The organism is Zoogloea sp. GDB6 (assembly GCF_056724105.1).
In genome coordinates, this window is sequence record NZ_CM161497.1 from 1,117,738 (window position 1) to 1,135,726 (window position 17,989).

14 protein-coding genes and 10 tRNA genes are annotated in these 17,989 nt (G+C 53.0%); 23 read left to right on the top strand and 1 reads right to left on the bottom strand.

Going from position 1 to position 17,989, the window contains the following annotated elements:
- Nucleotides 1-27 precede the first annotated feature (27 nt).
- The 12 genes from AC1PQG_RS05025 to AC1PQG_RS05080 all read left to right on the top strand — a co-directional run bounded on the left by AC1PQG_RS05025 (nt 28) and on the right by AC1PQG_RS05080 (nt 2,942).
- Nucleotides 28-103: transfer RNA gene (locus AC1PQG_RS05025), tRNA-Ala, on the top strand.
- An 18-nt stretch (nt 104-121) separates the two neighbouring features.
- A tRNA-Glu gene (locus AC1PQG_RS05030) sits at nt 122-197 on the top strand.
- Between the two features lie 70 nt (nt 198-267).
- Nucleotides 268-344, top strand: a tRNA-Asp gene (locus tag AC1PQG_RS05035).
- Nucleotides 345-355: 11 nt separating this feature from the next.
- Nucleotides 356-431, top strand: a tRNA-Glu gene (locus tag AC1PQG_RS05040).
- Between the two features lie 19 nt (nt 432-450).
- A tRNA-Ala gene (locus AC1PQG_RS05045) sits at nt 451-526 on the top strand.
- A 71-nt stretch (nt 527-597) separates the two neighbouring features.
- Nucleotides 598-674 (top strand) — tRNA-Asp (locus AC1PQG_RS05050).
- Nucleotides 675-685: 11 nt separating this feature from the next.
- Nucleotides 686-761 (top strand) — tRNA-Glu (locus AC1PQG_RS05055).
- A gap of 19 nt (nt 762-780) precedes the next feature.
- A tRNA-Ala gene (locus AC1PQG_RS05060) sits at nt 781-856 on the top strand.
- 18 nt (nt 857-874) lie between these two features.
- Nucleotides 875-950 (top strand) — tRNA-Glu (locus AC1PQG_RS05065).
- Between the two features lie 68 nt (nt 951-1,018).
- Nucleotides 1,019-1,095: transfer RNA gene (locus AC1PQG_RS05070), tRNA-Asp, on the top strand.
- Between the two features lie 141 nt (nt 1,096-1,236).
- On the top strand, nt 1,237-1,674 hold the full coding sequence (locus AC1PQG_RS05075) for a low molecular weight protein-tyrosine-phosphatase (protein WP_481121547.1): 438 nt from the start codon (nt 1,237-1,239) through the stop codon (nt 1,672-1,674).
- A 173-nt stretch (nt 1,675-1,847) separates the two neighbouring features.
- On the top strand, nt 1,848-2,942 hold the full coding sequence (locus AC1PQG_RS05080) for a nucleotidyltransferase family protein (RefSeq protein ID WP_481115346.1): 1,095 nt from the start codon (nt 1,848-1,850) through the stop codon (nt 2,940-2,942).
- A 101-nt stretch (nt 2,943-3,043) separates the two neighbouring features.
- Here AC1PQG_RS05080 and AC1PQG_RS05085 read toward each other — a convergent pair whose 3' ends face one another.
- Complete coding sequence (locus AC1PQG_RS05085) at nt 3,044-4,438, bottom strand: undecaprenyl-phosphate glucose phosphotransferase (RefSeq protein WP_481121548.1); 1,395 nt, start codon at nt 4,436-4,438, stop codon at nt 3,044-3,046.
- 405 nt (nt 4,439-4,843) lie between these two features.
- On the opposite strand from AC1PQG_RS05085, the gene AC1PQG_RS05090 reads away from it, so the two are divergent.
- From AC1PQG_RS05090 to AC1PQG_RS05140, 11 genes are all read left to right on the top strand, one after another.
- The gene (locus tag AC1PQG_RS05090) at nt 4,844-5,182 is read left to right on the top strand and encodes a hypothetical protein (RefSeq protein WP_481121549.1); all 339 of its coding nucleotides are present in this window, start codon (nt 4,844-4,846) and stop codon (nt 5,180-5,182) included.
- A gap of 324 nt (nt 5,183-5,506) precedes the next feature.
- Nucleotides 5,507-6,730: a polysaccharide export protein gene (locus AC1PQG_RS05095; RefSeq protein WP_481121550.1), complete on the top strand. Its 1,224-nt coding sequence runs from the start codon at nt 5,507-5,509 to the stop codon at nt 6,728-6,730.
- Nucleotides 6,731-6,822: 92 nt separating this feature from the next.
- A complete protein-coding gene (locus tag AC1PQG_RS05100) occupies nt 6,823-9,081 on the top strand; it encodes a polysaccharide biosynthesis tyrosine autokinase (RefSeq protein ID WP_481121551.1) in 2,259 nt (752 codons plus the stop codon).
- Between the two features lie 33 nt (nt 9,082-9,114).
- The gene (locus AC1PQG_RS05105) at nt 9,115-10,266 is read left to right on the top strand and encodes an O-antigen ligase family protein (protein ID WP_481121552.1); all 1,152 of its coding nucleotides are present in this window, start codon (nt 9,115-9,117) and stop codon (nt 10,264-10,266) included.
- A 10-nt stretch (nt 10,267-10,276) separates the two neighbouring features.
- A complete protein-coding gene (locus tag AC1PQG_RS05110) occupies nt 10,277-11,128 on the top strand; it encodes a glycosyltransferase family 2 protein (RefSeq protein WP_481121553.1) in 852 nt (283 codons plus the stop codon).
- A 16-nt stretch (nt 11,129-11,144) separates the two neighbouring features.
- A complete protein-coding gene (locus AC1PQG_RS05115) occupies nt 11,145-11,921 on the top strand; it encodes a WecB/TagA/CpsF family glycosyltransferase (RefSeq protein WP_481121554.1) in 777 nt (258 codons plus the stop codon).
- A 16-nt stretch (nt 11,922-11,937) separates the two neighbouring features.
- Nucleotides 11,938-13,593: a right-handed parallel beta-helix repeat-containing protein gene (locus tag AC1PQG_RS05120; protein WP_481121555.1), complete on the top strand. Its 1,656-nt coding sequence runs from the start codon at nt 11,938-11,940 to the stop codon at nt 13,591-13,593.
- Nucleotides 13,590-15,005 (top strand): hypothetical protein, encoded by a 1,416-nt coding sequence (locus AC1PQG_RS05125; RefSeq protein WP_481121556.1) that lies wholly within the window; start codon nt 13,590-13,592, stop codon nt 15,003-15,005. Before AC1PQG_RS05120 ends, AC1PQG_RS05125 begins: the two co-directional genes overlap by 4 nt.
- Nucleotides 15,006-15,330: 325 nt before the next feature.
- Nucleotides 15,331-16,386: an acyltransferase family protein gene (locus AC1PQG_RS05130; RefSeq protein ID WP_481121557.1), complete on the top strand. Its 1,056-nt coding sequence runs from the start codon at nt 15,331-15,333 to the stop codon at nt 16,384-16,386.
- Between the two features lie 99 nt (nt 16,387-16,485).
- Nucleotides 16,486-16,719, top strand: coding sequence for a hypothetical protein (locus AC1PQG_RS05135; protein ID WP_481121558.1), 234 nt, complete (start codon nt 16,486-16,488; stop codon nt 16,717-16,719).
- A 94-nt stretch (nt 16,720-16,813) separates the two neighbouring features.
- The gene (locus AC1PQG_RS05140) at nt 16,814-17,980 is read left to right on the top strand and encodes a nucleotide sugar dehydrogenase (RefSeq protein WP_481121559.1); all 1,167 of its coding nucleotides are present in this window, start codon (nt 16,814-16,816) and stop codon (nt 17,978-17,980) included.
- The last annotated feature ends 9 nt before the right edge of the window (nt 17,981-17,989 follow it).

The following is a 17,989-nucleotide window of genomic DNA, read 5'->3' on the forward strand; positions in this document are numbered from 1 at the left end:
AGTAACTAAAATGCGCACTTCTTCGACGGGGGTATAGCTCAGCTGGGAGAGCGCTTGCATGGCATGCAAGAGGTCAGCGGTTCGATCCCGCTTACCTCCACCAAGAAGACGGCAATATCGGGTCCCCATCGTCTAGAGGCCTAGGACACCGCCCTTTCACGGCGATAACCGGGGTTCGAATCCCCGTGGGGACGCCAAGGATTCAAGTCCTGCAGCAGCAAGCAGGCAGTTTCAGCCCTGACAGGCTGGAGCAGAAGGTTAAAGCGCGGAGTGGTAGTTCAGTTGGTTAGAATACCGGCCTGTCACGCCGGGGGTCGCGGGTTCGAGTCCCGTCCACTCCGCCAACAGTTTGTAGGTCCCCATCGTCTAGAGGCCTAGGACACCGCCCTTTCACGGCGATAACCGGGGTTCGAATCCCCGTGGGGACGCCAGTAGCACCAGCAGTATCGTGGGGGTATAGCTCAGCTGGGAGAGCGCTTGCATGGCATGCAAGAGGTCATCGGTTCGATCCCGTTTACCTCCACCACAGAATACAAGCCCTGCAGCAGCAAGCAGGCAGTTTCAGCCCCGACAGGCTGAAGCAGAAGGTTGAAGCGCGGAGTGGTAGTTCAGTTGGTTAGAATACCGGCCTGTCACGCCGGGGGTCGCGGGTTCGAGTCCCGTCCACTCCGCCAACAGTTTGTAGGTCCCCATCGTCTAGAGGCCTAGGACACCGCCCTTTCACGGCGATAACCGGGGTTCGAATCCCCGTGGGGACGCCAGTAGCACCAGCAGTATCGTGGGGGTATAGCTCAGCTGGGAGAGCGCTTGCATGGCATGCAAGAGGTCATCGGTTCGATCCCGTTTACCTCCACCACAAGTTAAGCAGCACCGGGTCCCCATCGTCTAGAGGCCTAGGACACCGCCCTTTCACGGCGATAACCGGGGTTCGAATCCCCGTGGGGACGCCAGGACACAAGTCCTGTAGCAATTTGCAGGCAGTTTCAGCCTAGACAAGCTGAAACGGTAAGGTCAGCGCGGAGTGGTAGTTCAGTTGGTTAGAATACCGGCCTGTCACGCCGGGGGTCGCGGGTTCGAGTCCCGTCCACTCCGCCACAATCAAAAGAGGAGCCCGAGGGCTCCTCTTTTTTTTACGTCCACGCCCCCAATGCAAGCTCGTCGTCAGGAACATGCCGAATGGCAATGCGGGCGCGTAAAATGCGCGACTGATCATCCGTCCCTGCGAGACCCTCTTCCGTGTTCCACAATATCCTGACCGTCTGTACCGGAAACATCTGCCGTAGTCCCGTGGCCGAATACCTTCTGCGTCACGAGCTCCAGCATGCCGCTCGCCCAGCGGACGTGCGTTCGGCGGGCATAGGCGCCCTAGTCGATCACGCAGCTGACGATACCGCGCTCGCTCTCATGGAGGCTCGCCAGGTGTCCATGCAGGCCCATCGTGCGCGCCAGATCGAACGCGAGCACACCCGTTGGGCCGACCTCATCCTTGTGATGGAAAAGCACCATCTCGATTACGTCCTCGGCCTCGATCCCACCGCTCGCGGCAAAACTTTCCTGCTCGGCCACTGGGGTAAGCTGGAAATCCCCGATCCCTACCGCCGCGGCGAAGCGGCCCACCGGGCCGCCTACGATCTCATCCATCAGCAGGTGCTGGTGTGGCTCAAGCGGATTTGACCTGCGCATAATCTTTTGTAGCGAAAAATGCCGACGGCGTCATTCCAATGTTCTTCGAAATGTTAAAATTCATGCCGAAAGAGACCTTGTAAAAACTCGCGGGAGTGGAGCTACTGCTCAACGGCAATTTTCCTGGGCCCGCTTAAGACAGGAGTGGTGTTTTGGCTAAAGGCATGATCCTTGCCGCGGGGCAGGGGACGCGGGTTCGTCCGCTTACGAAGAATCTTCCCAAGCCCATGGTTCCGATCCTGGGCAAGCCGGTGCTCGAATATCTCATCGAGCACCTCGCGCGCTACGGCATCCGCGAAATCATGATCAACGTGGCCTACAACCACTACAAGATCGAAAACTACTTCGGCGATGGCCACCGCTGGGGCGTTTCCATCGGTTACTCCTACGAAGGCGTCCGCGACCACGGCGAAGTTGTGCCCAAGCCCCTTGGTTCCGCCGGTGGCATGCGCAAGATCCAGGACTTCAGCGGCTTCTTCGACGAGACCACGCTCGTGATCTGCGGCGACGCGATCATCGACCTCGACCTCGGCGCCGCCATCCACGAACACCGCTCCAAGCAGGCCGTGGCCAGCGTCGTCACCCTCGACGTCCCGCGTGATCAGGTGCAGAACTACGGCGTCGTCGTTGCCGACGACGAGGGGCACGTCAAATCCTTCCAGGAAAAGCCGACGCCTGAGGAAGCCAAGTCCACGCTGGCCAGTACTGGTATCTACCTGTTCGAGCCCGAAGTCCTCAAGCTTGTACCGCCGGGCAAGGCCTTCGACATCGGCAGCGAGCTTTTTCCCATGCTCGTTGAGCAAGAGTTGCCCTTCTACGCTCAGAAGCGCTTCTTCAACTGGATCGACATTGGCCGCCTGTCGGACTACTGGACGGTTCTGCAGCGCGTGCTGAGCGGTGAAGTCGCCCAGATGGACATGCCCGGCAAGGAGATCCGTCCCGGCGTGTGGGTCGGCCCCAACACCTCCATTGCCTGGGACAGCGTGCAGATCGTCGGTCCCGTCTATATCGGCTCCAGTGTCCGCATCGACCCGGGCGTGTCCGTCATCGGCCCCACCTGGCTCGGCCACGGCAGCCATCTCAAGTCGGGCGTACGCGTCGAACGCAGCATCCTCTTCGAGTACACCCGCCTTGCCGAAGGTCAGCGCTTCAGCGAAATGATCATCTCGCCCCAGTACTGCGTGAATCGCCAGGGCAACGCGTATTACGTCGGTGACGACGAATTCCCCTTGCGCTGGGGGGATTCGCGCGGCCGCTGAGCAAGCGCCATGCAGACGCCCTCCAGTGTGTTCGGAGGGCGTAAAAAGACAGAGGCCAGGAGATGATCCTGGCCTCTGTCTTTTTACGCTGCCGGTAAGGCTCAGTACGCGTTCTTGTCCTTGAACACCACAGCCACGGTCTTGAAGATGATCCACAGATCGAAGCCGAGCGACCAGTTACGCAGGTACTCCAGGTCGAACTCGATGCGCTTCTCCATCTTGTCCACCGTTTCCGTCTCGCCCCGATAGCCGCTCACCTGGGCCCAGCCGGTAATGCCCGGCTTGACCTTGTGGCGGACCATGTAACCCTTGACCAGCTTGCGATAGGTCTCGTTGTGGGCCACCGCATGCGGGCGGGGGCCGACGATGCTCATGCGGCCCTGCAGAACGTTGATGAACTGCGGCAGTTCATCCAGCGAGGTCTTGCGGATGAAGGCGCCAAAGGGCGTGATGCGCGGATCGCCCTTGGTGGCCTGCTTCACCACCGGGCCGTTGTCGGTGGTGCGCATGGAGCGGAACTTGTAAACCAGGATCTCCTTGCCATCCAGTCCATAGCGGCGCTGCTTGAAGATGACCGGGCCGGGCGACGACATCTTCACGCCGATGGCCAGCACCAGCATGATCGGTGCCAGCAGCACCAGGAAGATAGACGACAGCACGATGTCCGACAGCCGCTTGGCCAGCCCGCGGAAGCCCGTAAACGGCGTGTCGCAGACCGCCACCACCGGCGTATTGCCCACCGAATGGAGCTGCCCCTGGATCAGGTCGGTCACGAAGATGTCCGGCACGAAGAAGATCGACGCCGTGGTGTCCTTCAGATCGTCCAGCAGGGACAGGATGCGCGGCTGGCTCGCCATCGGCAGCGCCAGGTAGATATGGTCCACGTGGTTCAGTTTGACGAACTCGGCCAGTTCATTGATGCGGCCCAGCGTGGGCAAGCCATTCGTCTCGGGCAGGCGGTCGAGCGCGCGGTCATCAAAAAAACCGACCACCCGGCAGCCCAGGTAAGGGTTGTCACTGAATTGCTGGGCAATGCGCAGCCCTACCTCATTGACGCCGCCCACTACAACGGTGCGCTGTCGCTTGCCTTTGGCCAGTACGCCCAGCAGAACATGGCGGGCCACAAAATGCATCGTGAGCAGCGCAAACGGGGTGATCAGCACCCAGCCCAGCAGTGCAGGGCGGGGAAAATGGTTGATGTAGCCGCTGGCAACCCCAAAGCTGCCCAGCAAGACCGTAAACAACAACCAGCTGGTGATCGCCTTGCGGATCACCCGGCGCGGGCGCTCGTTGAAGCGCGTGACCCCCGGGAACAGCAGCGAGAAGGTGAGGATCGCCAGCACCATGTAGGCAGACCCCACATGCTGGCCGTTGGCCAGCGCCAATGCCAGCAGCACCAATACCGCTGTCACGGGGTACAGAAAAGCCTCGATCGCCGATGTCAGCGTATAGCTGGGGCGCAGAAAACTGTGATGGTTCTCGATGGAACTATACATGTCGATCCCGTTGGGATTTTGCGTTGCAGCATACATCGGAGTAGAGGTACCGTACATTCACCAAACCGTCTCGATCGCGAAATAATGCACGAACATTTGGTATGGTTTGTGTTAGCAAAATTAAAGTCTTTAATAAACAAAGACATAATTTATGTTACATGAGTTGTTTGTACTTTGTCATGTCAATTTTTCGGTGGCCGGACCATCTATAACTTAAGTTAGTGTCGGAAAATTTAACAGTCAACACGTTTTTTTGCGGTCTATGCTGCAAGTGCAAAAAGCATGTTTTGCCGCAACATAATGAATTGTTGTGAATTTAACAAACCTCAAATGTTGCGAGGCATTGTCTGGCTTGATTGTTGCTAACGAAAATTCATCGATCATTGACAGCATGGTGTTGCCATCATGAAAAGCAAGACTGCTCTTCCATTCGTTGTAGCCATAGGCATATGGGCTGCAAGTCCCTCGTGGGCTGCAGGAGGTGAAGGTAGCGGTGGCGTGCATGTCTCCGGTGGAGTTGCGGCCACGATCGTCGCAGGGGCCAGTGGGTTGATCTATGGCGATCAGGGGGGCGCGGCCGAGCGAGCCGCGTACGGTAGCCGGTATGTGCCGGCAGGGGCGGGGCAGGGCAAGGTGTCGGCGGTGGAACTCAGCACCTCGGACGAAACCGAAGTCGGCCTCACCCAGATCCTGACCAGCCTGGCGCTGGTGCTCGTTCTGGTGGGTAAGCGCGTTTCAGGTTGATGTCGTTATTTACAAAGAGTTATCTATTTACACCTCAGGCGGGTCATTCGCCTGAAATAAATTCCCAGCTTGCATGCTAGGATTGGGCCCATAAATTTCTGTTTACAGGGCTCTTTGTAAATTTTTCGAGCGTGTCGGGGCGATTGGCGCTCCGGCCGCTCGGTCATGCTTTCGTCACCTATAAACGGGGGCGTCGGCCAGACCGAAGACCGAACGCCTGCCCATGTCTGGTATGGGAAAAGGTGCCATAGAAGGGGCCTGCACATCATGTGGGCATCCAGGGTGGGTCTTCGCGAGGCGGCTCCAGCATATTGAAATTGAACCATGAGCGACTCCACAGACCTGCCCACTTCAAATTTTTCCTGTTCCCCTGCACAGTTCCTTGCCCGTGGTCTGGTCGCGGCCGGCATCGTATCGCTGCTGGGGGCGGGCTGTGCCGTCGTGCCCGGTGACCGCGCCTATTCCATGCGCGAACAATCCGCCGTCAAGCTGCCGGTCAAGCAGCAGGGCGCGGCTGAACCCGTGCCCGACAACGTCAAGATCAAGCCGATCACGGCCGAACTGATCATCGAGCAGTTTCGTAGTGCCCAACCGCCCAAGCCCGCCGCCAGCAAATCAGCCTTGGCCGGTGAAGGCCGCCGCACGGCCCCGGTCATTCCTGCGCCGCCGGACTACAAGGTCGGCCCCGGTGACATCCTCACCATTGTCGTCTGGGATCACCCCGAACTCACCACCCCGGCAGGCCAGTATCGTTCTGCAGATCAGGCCGGTACCGTGGTGTCGGAAAACGGCACCATCTACTATCCCTATGTAGGCGTACTCCCGGTTGCGGGTAAGACCACCCGACAGATCCGCGAACTGCTGGTCAGCAAGCTCTCCAAGTACATCGAAAAAGCCCAGATCGACGTGCGCATGGCGGCCTTCCGCAGCCAGCGCGTCTATGTGGTGGGAGAAGTGAGCAAGCCCGGCCAGCAATACATCACCGACATCCCCATGACGGTGCTCGAAGCTGTCAACCTGGCCGGCGGCTTTACTCAGGAGGCGGACTTCAGCAATGTGCTGCTCACCCGCAAGGGCATCACCTACCGGGTGGACATCCAGTCCATGTACGACAACGGTGCCACCGAGCAGAACGCCTTGCTCGAAGCCGGCGACATCCTCAACGTCTCCGACCGCAGCTTCAACAAGGTCTTCATCCTCGGTGAAGTCACCAAGCCCGGCTCCCTGGTCATGACCAAGAAGCGCTCCACGCTGGCCGAAGCCCTGGCCGATGCCGGCTACATCAGCCAGGATCGCTCCAATCCCAAGTGGATCTACGTGATGCGTGGCGAGAGTGAAACCCCCGAGCTCTTCCACCTGGACGGCAGCTCGCCGGATGCCATGCTGTTGGCAGACAAGTTCCCGCTGCGTCCGCGGGACATCATCTATGTGGATACCGCCGACGTGGTGCGCTGGAACAGGGTGATTTCCAACATCCTGCCCACCGCGCAGACCCTCTACCAGGCCGGCAACGCGCGTTACCCGCTGTTTGGCGGACGGCAGCCCTAAGTCTGAAAGCTACGGCTTAGGCCGGCAATTCATACAGCCCCGCCCAGCCATGGTGGCGGGTGCATGCGAGACATACGAACTACGGACCGTTCATGGAAAACGATCAACATAAATCTGCTCAGATGCCCCAGCCGCAAATCTATTCGCGGCTAGATGATCAGGGTGAAGATGGCCTAGCGCTCGGTGAAATCATCGGCATTCTCATGGAGTATCGCTGGGTCATCGCCGCTGTAACAGTGCTGGGGGTGCTGTTGGGGGCGGCCTGGGTCTTTATCGCCAAACCGATCTATCGCGCCGATGCGTTGGTTCAGGTTGAGGAGAAAGGGCCCGGAGGCAGTAGTGCTATGTCTGCCCTCAAAGACTTGGGGCCGCTGCTGGGTATTGGCGGAGATACTACTGTCGCCGCCGAGCAGGAAATCCTCAATTCCCGCTTGGTATTGGAAAAGGTCATTCAGAAAAAGCGCCTCAACATTGAAGCTGAACCGCGCTATTTCCCAATCATTGGTCAAGCTATCGCCCGCCGTTATAAAGATGAGGGCGTAAGCAGCCCCTGGTTCGGCCTTTCCAGCTTTGGTTGGGGGGGCGAGGAAATTCAGGTGGACTCACTGGAGGTTCCACGTGACTGGCTGGATGAAAAGCTGAAGTTCGTGCTCGGTGACGGCGGGCGCTTTGAATTGTTTGCGGATGATGACGAACCAGTCCTTACAGGCAAGATTGGTGAGCGCGCCTCGGCCAAGGGCTTCTCCATCTTTGTTCCGAAGGTTGTGGCCCGCCCAGGCACACGCTTCAAGCTTATCCGTTTGTCGCCTGACGAAGCCCTAGACAGGCTCTCCAAGCAGTACGCAATCAAGGAACGGGGCAAGAAATCCGGCATTCTTGAGGTTAGCCTGAAAGGCGAAGACGACAATAAGATTGGCGCAGTGCTGGATGACATTCTCAATACCTACGTGCGTCAGAATGTCGAACGCCGCTCCGCAGAGGCTGAGAACACTCTCAAGTTCCTCGAAACCCAGTTGCCTGAGGTCAAGCGTCAGCTCGATGCGGCAGAGGCCGCGTATAACGGTTATCGGCAGAATCGCGGCTCCCTTGATTTGTCCATCGAGACCCAAAGCGTACTGGGCTCCATTGTCGATGTGGACAACCAGATCGTGGCCTTGAAGCAGGAGCGGGACGAACTCCGTCAGTATTTTACTTCGGAGCACCCGCGTATTCTGGCGGCAGATGCCAAACTGGATAAGCTCAAGGCCCGTCGCGCTCAGTTTGACGGTGCGATTTCCAAGTTGCCGGATACTCAGCAAACGGTGCTGCGTCTGGCGCGGGATGTGGAAGTTTACACAACGCTTTACACAGACCTTGTAAATACAGCGCAGCAGTTGCGGGTCACCAAAGCGGGAACCATTGGTGATGTGCGCATCCTTGACGCGGCTGCGGTGACAACACTGCCGATTGGCTTGAAGCCGATCGCCATTCTTGCGATTGGTAGTCTCCTCGGGTTGATTGCAAGTTTTGGGGTCGTCTGGCTGGTTCGCGCCCTTAGCGTCGTTGTTGAAGATCCGGAAGAGATTGAGTCCAAGTTAGGCCTTCCTGTTTACGCATCCATTCCTCATAGCAAGGGGGAAGTCTCCATTAGCAAGAGCGGAAAGGCTGCTAAGGATGGGGGGGGGTTGCTTGCTATTTCCAACCCAGAGGACGATGCCATCGAGAGTCTGCGCAGCTTGCGTACCACCATTCATTTTGCCCTTCTCGATGCACAGCAGAACTCTTTGCTGATTACTGGTGCCAGCCCTGGTCTTGGCAAGAGTTTCATTTCTAAGAACCTTGGTGCGGTGTTGGCTCAGGCGGGCAAAAAAGTGGTCATTGTTGATGCGGACTTGCGCCGTGGCCACATTAACAAGGAGTTTGGCTTAAAGCGGGAAATAGGTATCTCGGAGTTTGTGGCCTCCGAGGCTACGCTTGATGAAGTCATCAAGCCTACGAGCGTCCCGAATTTGTGGGTGGTAACCACCGGTCAAATTCCGCCTAATCCTTCGGAATTGCTTATGCATTTGCGCTTCGAAGAGTTGTTGGAAAAGCTGGGCGAACGCTTCGACACCTTGATCGTAGATGCACCGCCTATCCTGGCTGTATCTGATGCCGCTATAATCGGACGTCATGTTGGTGCCACGCTGATGGTGTCTCGTGCTGGGCGCCATCCCATTCGAGAGTTGGAGCAAGCAGTCAAGCGGCTCTATCAGTCTGGGGTACAGGTCAAAGGTTTTGTATTCAATGATCTGGATACCAATCGGCAACGCTACCGATATGGCTACAAAGGTTATGTCTACAATTATTCCTATGGAAAACAAGCAAAGTAATATTCTTTGTTTTCATTTATGAGCGTTAACTCCGTGGGTTATCGACGTGCCAGGCAAGGGGCTGAACAAGGCCTTTTGTCTGCCAACGTCAACTTGATTGCGCTGTGCGCTATTTATTTTGTCGCGATCTTCACTCAGGGGGGGGGCTATGCCCTTTATATTTTGTATGCGTTTGCGCTGACCTTAAGCGGTCGTTTGAACGTTGTAAAAAATAAGGGGGTCGTTAGAAATTTTCTTGCAATATTTTTGTATTTTGTTATTGCAGGAGGGCTTGCAACACACTTTGATGCTCTGCTGTATTTTCAAGAGTGTTTTAAGGTACTAGGGTGGATCGTTATTGCGATTCTTTTTGGTCGCGCAAGTTTCTCCGTTCAAAATTCATTCTTTGTTTTTGCGAGATACGTAACTTTATTTGGCGGGCTTTTGCTGCCGCTGCAGATGGATCGACTGCAGGGTTTTTATTCTCATCCAAATCATCTTGCGTACGTTTCGTCTCTCCTTATTGCGTGGACTTTGATTTTTGAAAGAACGAGTTCTTTCAAAAAATGGTTTTTTGCATTAGCACTTTTCGCATTGGTTTTGCTCAGCAAGAGTTCGGGGGGATTAATCAATGCACTGCTGGCGCTAGGCTTTGGGTTGGCTTTTAGTGGACGTATCAACACAAAGAGTTTGGTTGTAGCTGGTGTCGTCATCTTGTTGGGACTTTCCGTTGCTGTTGCCCTCGGCATCGTTGATGAGCTTCTGGAGAAAGTTCTGGTGGTAGGCGATTTGGACTTGGAAGAGCGTGCGAGTGCTCAGGCGTTCGGGGCCGATGGGTCGTTTGTCTGGCGAGTCACATACTGGATTGCCATCTATGGCGATTTCTCTGTTGAAAAAGGGCTCTCCCAGTGGTTCGGTATTGGTCCTGGCTTGATGGGGGCTGGCAATTATTTCTATGACTACATGATCGTGGATCCCCATAACGATTATCTGCGAGTCCTCGTTGAGCGCGGATGGGTTGGCTTGATTGTTTTCTATGCCTACTTTTTTGCACCCGCTTTGTGGAATGGAAGAGCATTTGCGGTAGTTTTTCTTGTCGCATTGCAGATGTCGATAGGTAACGTAATTGTCCATCTGCCAACGGTGGTGATTTTTATCGCAATTTTGAGTCTTATAAACCGAAATCGGTCGTCTTCTGTTCGTTAAAGGATTTTGAGTGAGCAAGATCGCACTGGTTACCCCCCTCAAGAACGAGCGGGACAATATTGAGGCCTTGTATGAGTCAATTGCAGGTCAAGGCGTTCGCATCTCTACGTGGGTGATCGTGGAGAATGGAAGTGATGATGGCAGTGCGGAGATTCTGGCTTCAAAGCCAGCACCCGCTAATGTTGACAAGCTGATCATCCTTCCCTTCACGTTACCGCAGGAGACCTATGCACTGGGGGTCAAGTACTCCACGGTCGTCAATCATGGTTTTACCAATCTGTTAAACATGGTCAAGGTCGGTGAAGTCGATCAACCAGACTATGTTGGCATTCTTGATGCGGATTGCTTTCCGGATAAAAACTATTATTCGGAACTCACGGGCAGAATGGCAGAAGACGATGTGGCGATATCAAGTGGTGTCGGCGTTTTCGATAACGGGGAGCCTGATGGAGAGGCCAGAGATTGGGTTCGTGGTAACTGCCGCCTATGGACTTGGGAATGTTTCTCCAGCGTCGGTTATGTTGTAGGCCCATCGGCAGATACGCTTTCGCTTACAAAGGCGGTGGTCCGTGGATATACGGCAAAGCCGCACCTCGACCTCATATACCGTTGTCGGGAGATGGGGAAGAAATCCAGGTACGACTACTACGGTTATTCAAGCTACTACCGCGGCGTAACGCTGCCCTATGTGCTTATTCGGGCCGTGAAGATAATCAGCCTGGGGCGTTATTCTAATGCTCGAGAGTATCTTAAAGGTTATTTTAAGTCCTACTTTGGGAAAGCGCCCCGCATTCAGGATCCTGAAATATTCGACTATTTTCAGACCGCGCTTTATCGAAAAATGAAATCCCTGTTTGGGTGAGAGCCTTTTTATGCAAATGAGCAAGCTCGACTCTGGAAGAGTTTTTGGCGTTGATATCGCCAAGGTCAATATGTCGCAGGCTGTTGATATCGTTGGAGCGTGGGTGGCGTCAAATTCAACATGCTGCCGTTATGTTGTCACGCCGAATGTGGATCATGTACTCATGCTGGATTCCAATCCTGGATTCTTTTCGGCGTATAAAGACTCTTCTTTAATCGTGGCTGACGGCTGGCCTGTGGTTTTGGCAGCCAAACTCCTGGGCGTAAATTTACCCGAGCGTGTACCTGGCAGTGAACTTGTTCCTCGGTTGTTCGATTTGGCGGATCGAGGGGGGAATGTGCAGCAACGTGTTTTTCTCCTTGGCGCGCTGCCTGGGGTTGCTGAAATTGCGGCGGCTCGAATCGAAAGGGAGTGGCGTAACGTTAAAGTTTGCGGCCTCTATAGCCCTCCTTTTGGCTTTGAGAAGAATCCTGAAGAGTGCGAGAAGATTTGTCAGATGATCAACGCCTCCGGTGTGAATGTCCTCGTTCTGGGCTTGGGGGCTCCAAAGCAGGAGCTTTGGATACAACGTTTCGCGCCTGAACTCAACGTCAAGGTGGCGTTGTGCGTCGGAGCAACGATCGATTTCCTTGCTGGAAATAAAAGGCGGGCGCCGGAATGGATGCAGAAGGCAGGGCTTGAGTGGCTTCATCGAATGGCGTCGGAGCCTAAGCGTTTGATGAAGCGATATGCAAAGGGGGCGGTCGTTTTTCCGTTTCTTTTTTTTAAAGAATTGATAAGGCGACGGGTTTAGTTTTAAAGGAGGAAGCATGCTTTCAGTCGTGAGAAATTTTTTTTTCTTGGTTTGCTGCATGCATGCTTCTGCAGTTTGTGCAGCAGTCTCTTTGCTGGATCAGAAGGGGCACACAGCCCGGTTTTCCAGTATCCAGCCTGCTATCGATCAGGCTAAAGCCGGCGATGTCATAAGAATTGGCTCTGGTGTTTACCGTGAGACTTTGCAGGTTGCAGGGAAGCGCGCGTCGAGCAAGTTACCGCTGGTGATCGAGGCTGAGCCCGGTGCAAATGTGGTTCTCACCAGCGCTCTGCGTTTGGATGGTTCCGATCTGCGATGGAGAAAGATAGCAGAAGGCCTGTGGGAACTACCCCTTGAGTGGAAGGGGGAGAGGCGGCATTCGTTTTTGAGTTGGTCTTTCTCTAGCTCAGGACGTCTCTATCCCAGTTATCACGATCTGGATGCACTGCGCGCGCAGCGTAGAGGGCCCGGAGTGGTTCGAACCGAAACTTCGGTTTTTTATGGAACCGCCGATCCCTGCGGTCTCAAGTGCCTTGATATTTTTGTTCCTGTGGCCGAGGCCGCTGTTTCTGTTAGAGACAGCTCTGGTGTTGAGATACGGAACATTACAGTGGACGGGGGAGGGTATGCCGGTATCTATCTCGCGCCTGATGTGAGTAGTGTCATTCTCGAAAAGTTAACTGTAGTAAACACCTTTAAAGGAATTCTAGTTGAAGGTGATGAAAAGAAGCGTCCGAGCGAAATTCTGGTTGCCGACAGTTATGTTCTAAATGGATGGAATTTTGATTGGCCTTGGAACGAAGGATATCTAGACGCGAAAGGCGGCCCGGGTGAGGACGGTGGCCCGATGCGGGGGGCTGGCGTTGAAGTTATCGCCGATAACAGTGCTGTGCGTGGCATTGTGGTTGATGGGCAGTGGGATGGGTTGAGAGTCCAAGGAAGAAATGTCCAGGTTTTCAACAATATGGTCCGTAATGCAATGGATGACGGCGTCGAGCTGGAGTCAGGCATTAGTCAAAATTTGCGTTTCTTCTCAAATTTCTTCTCGGACTGTTATGTTGGAATTAGCGTTGGGTCCAATGCACCAGGGCCTGTTTATGTGTATGATAATTGGGTTTTTGCGGATCGGCAGGTAATCAGCGGCGGGAGCAGACGTAACGGTTACCCACTCAAGTTTGGCGTTGACTGGGGGCCTGGGATCAAAGGGCTTTACATTTACGCAAACTCGTTTTTCTCAAATGGTAGAAGCGTCTTTGTTAAGACAAACGCTTCCCATGCACTGAAATGGAAAGATGTTGTCCTCGCGAGAAACCTGTTTGTTTCGCCAGTGAAAGGGGCGCTGGGTTTTGAGGATTTTGGTGCAGACGAAGATGCCGTGTCAGTTGTCGACAATAGATTTACGGATGAGCGCGTTCCGGAAAGGCTACGAGAGCTTCGTCCATCTGCACCGTCGCCTGGCAGCGTTGTGGCTTGGGCCTCATCTTTGCCCGTCGGAGATGCTCTTTCTCGAATCGTTTTCTCGCGTGAGTTGCGCAAGGAGAAATCGAGCGGCAAGTTTCCTCGGGACTGTGGACTTGTTCAGCAGGTGGGGGCTTGCATGACGGGAACGGCTCATCGAACGTCCGAAGTACTGCATCCATTTTGGAATGGTGAGTTGAAAGTGGGTCGTTGATTGTGTTGAGAAAGTTTGCTGTTCCTCTGTCTGTCGTCATCGCTAATTCGGCGGCTTTGTTGTCGCAAGTCCTCTTGCCGCGGTTTTTAGAGGTTGATGAATATTCGCTCTTTTCCGTTGGCTGGGCATCTGGGATTTTTATTGCAACGCTCGTTTTCGAGTGGGCGAGATATGGAGTCCTCAGGTACGCATGTATCGGTGACGAGGGGATTACGTATTCTCGTCGTTGTTGCCTTTTCCGTGCGTATGAGTGGGGCGCCGGACTGTTGCTTTTTTTTGCGGCTGCTTGCGCAATTGGAGGTTATTGGTTCTCTCCGTTTTTTTTTATTGCCAGCGTACTGGTCTACGCGGCGATGCAAGGCGGGTTTGAGGGCGGGCAGGCCTGGTTGCGCGCGAATGAGCAAAGCTTTACTTATGGCTCTACGGCGATCATTCGTGCCTTGTTGAGCCTGGTGCTGTTGTTTGCTCTAGTGTCGTTGATGCCGAAAGCCTGGGTGGCCCTGATTGGCATGGCTTCGGCGTTTCCGCTGGCAATTTTGACTGTCCGAAAGTGGTCGGGTATCCGTGGTGGTGAATACTCGCCCGTAGAATTACGGTTCTTGATCCGATTCGGTTTTTGGGCGGCCTGTGGGTCGATTGCATCGTCATTGTTTCCCACCTTGTATCGTTCCTTGATTGTTGTCTATCTTGGGTTGTCTCAGGCCGCGGGCGCGATTCTGATATCCGATTTGTCGATAAAGATTTTAGGGGTGGTGGGCTTGGCGCTCAATATTCTGCTTATGCAGAAAATGTTTTCAATGGCCGACCGCAACAGGGGGAATATCTCCGCAGAGCAGTTGATGCCCCAGTTCTATCTTCAACTGGCGGCGATTGCTCCGGTTGTCGTGATATTTGTGTTGCTTCAGCCGGTAGTAATGCCTCTGTTGGCCCCGGAGAAGTACGTGGACTCTTACCAGCAAGCGTTGAACTGGTCCGTTGGCACTGCATTTCTACTGATTATTCGGCAGTACGCCTTGGACCCAATGTTTCTGGCCATTGAGAAGTCGCGGCTTGCCCTTTTAGGCCCACTCGTAACATTGCTTGCTATCCCCATTGGTGGTGAGTTGATGCGCTTGGTTTGCGGAGTGGATCTATTGGTATGGGTTCGTTTGGTTTTCTTCGCGGCGCTGCTAGGTTTGTGTTTCTCGGTGGCGCTGCTTTTCAGATTAAAGTGTTTTCGAATTGGGGTGGCTGATTTGCTTCCTGTTCTATTGGGTGTTTTTGTTATTGTTTTTTCATTTGAAGGTTTTGCTTTTTTTGAAAAAAGTGTTTTCTCAATGGTTTTTTCGGCTACGGTTGGATGTATTGGCTATTGCGCTGTTCTGTTTTTCCTTGATTTTCAAGGTTTGCGTTGTTTTTTTAAAAAGCGCTAATTAGTTTTTGTGTGGCGAATTTGGATTCTGCATTCCGATTGCCTGAATCTGCGCTTGGATATACTCCTCGGGTTTTTGATTAAATAAAGAACGAAGTATTTGTTCGGGTCGTACAGAATTTCTTCGGCCAGTGTGCGGGTGCTCTAGTGAGACAGTTGGTGAGGTCGCTTACTACAGATTCTCCACAGAAAAAACGCAGTCTTGCGGGTTATATGTCCACCTTGGGGTTGCTTGCTTGGTCCCGTGAGCATGGTGATTTCTGACTGGCTTTGGCCAATGCCTCAAACTGATTTGATTTTTAGTGTTATGGCATGGATGGTGAAATATGGAAAAGCAGGGTTTGCTTGTGACGAGTTGCGAAATTCCGTCCCTTGATGGATGGCGCGCTGTTGCAATTGGTTTGGTTTTCATCAGTCATGCTGGGCTAGGGCATATCGTTCCTGGCGGGCTTGGGGTTACTATTTTTTTCCTTCTAAGCGGGTTTTTGATTACGACTTTAATGCTTAGGGAAATAGAGTCAAATGGAAAACTAAACTTTAAAAATTTTTATATAAGACGTCTTTTGAGGCTTTCCCCGCCTTTGATTCTCGTTTTAGTTGTGGTTTACGCGCTAGCTTACGCCGGGGCATTAGAGGGTAATGTTACGTTTGCTGGGATTTTTTCGCAGTTGTTTTATTTTGCTAATTATTTTCTTATTTTTTTTGATGGTGGTGAAAAGATACCGCTAGGTACGGGGATATTTTGGTCGTTAGCCGTTGAAGAGCATTTTTATTTTTTCTTTCCAGCGTTGTTGGTTGTTCTTTTGAATTGGTTTAGTCGGCGTCAAGCTGCTTATTTTCTTTCTGGGCTATGTTTTCTTATCCTTCTTTGGCGTGTTTTTCTGGCGACGTCTGATGGGTTTGATTCTTCCAGAACATATTTTGCTACGGATACAAGAATTGATTCGATTCTTTTTGGGTGCATACTTGCTCTATGGTGGTCCCCCAAAGTTCATTTCTCTAAATTTGAAGCAAAAAATGCATATGTTTTTTCATTTTTTGTGATTGTTTTGCTGGGTACTCTCTTTATTAGAGGTGAGTTTTTTAGAGAAACTCTTCGTTATACCGTTCAAGGTGTGGCGTTGATTTTTATTTTTAAGTTCTCGATATCAAATCCTGATTTTATTTTTTTTAGATTTCTGAATCTTGATTGGGTGAAAAGGGTTGGTTTTTATTCTTATTCAATCTATCTTACTCATTATGTCGTAATTCAGAATCTAAAGCCTTACCTTCCTGTTTTGTCCCTGATTTTATTTTCCTTTGCCATTTCTATGCTTTTTGCGTATGCTATAGAGGTTGCTGTTGATTCAAAGGTGAGGGTCTTTAGATCAATGTATAGATAGGTTTTAATTTGGTTGTCATTTCTCACTTCAAGATCTATCTTTATCGCCTGCAAGATCGGTACGGCTTTTCCACCGATAGTTGAGGTTATTTTGATGTGAGTGGCATGGTTGTCTCTGTGGTGGAGGCTCAGTCTGCGGGCGCACTATGAACACGCAGAGCACTGGATTGTGATGACGGGAACCGTCGAAGACACTAAAGGCAACAAGACCTTCCTCCTCAGGCGTTGCGAGCCCTCCTGCATTCCTGTCAGGAACTCGTATTTTCGTGATCAACTCGGGCAGGGGACCGTTGGAGATCATTGCGCTGCAACCGGGCTGTCGCTGCTTGAGTGAGAATGGCGTTGTTCACTTCAAGGATATCTACGGGCGCCGCTGACGCTGGACTTGGCCACAACACCTTTTATTGATTAATTCATCAGGAACTATCATGAAAATCGCTATTGCTGGTACCGGTTATGTAGGCCTGTCCAACGCCATTCTGTTGTCTCAACACAATGAGGTTGTTGCGTTGGATATTGTTGCCGAGAAGGTCGAACTGCTCAATCGCCGAGTGTCGCCTATTGAGGACAAGGAGATCGAGGAGTACCTGCCCAATCCTGCACTGAACTTCCACGCCACCCTTGATAAGCGGGAAGCCTACGAAGGTGCTGAGGTGGTGGTGATTGCAACACCCACCGATTACGATCCCGAGACCAATTACTTCAACACCAAGTCCATTGAAGCCGTGATCGGTGATGTGATGGCCATTAATCCCAATGCGCTCATGGTCATCAAGTCCACCGTGCCGGTGGGCTATACAGAAAAGACACGTGACGCTTTCGGTTGCCGGACCCTGATCTTTTCCCCGGAGTTCCTGCGGGAGGGGAAGGCGCTCTACGATAATCTTCATCCTTCGCGGATTGTTGTTGGCGAGCGTTCCGAACGCGCTCAAAAGTTTGCCGATCTGCTTAAGCAGGGAGCGATCAAGCAGGATATTCCGGTACTGCTGACCCACAGTACCGAGGCTGAGGCCATCAAACTGTTTGCAAACACCTTCTTGGCTATGCGCGTAGCCTACTTTAACGAATTGGATACCTACGCGGCGACTCATGGCCTAGACTCCCGCCAGATCATCGATGGCGTGTGTCTTGATCCCCGGATCGGTAGTCACTATAACAACCCAAGCTTTGGCTACGGTGGGTATTGCCTGCCGAAGGATACAAAGCAGTTGCTCGCCAACTATCGAGACGTGCCCCAGAATCTGATTCATGCCATTGTGGAGTCGAACACGACCCGCAAGGATTTCATTGCGGACGAGATTATTCGGCGTAGGCCAAAGACGGTCGGTATTTATCGATTGATCATGAAGGCGGGGTCCGACAATTTCCGTGCATCCAGCATCCAAGGTATCATGAAGCGGATCAAGGCTAAGGGGATTGAGGTTATTGTTCATGAGCCTGTGCTCAACCAGAAAGAGTTCTTCAATTCCCGCGTTGTGAATGACTTTTCGGAATTCAAACAGCAGGCTGATGTGATCATCGCCAACCGGCATACCGGCGCTTTGGATGATGTGCTCGATAAGGTTTATACGCGGGATTTGTTTGGAAGCGATTGATCAGCCCTG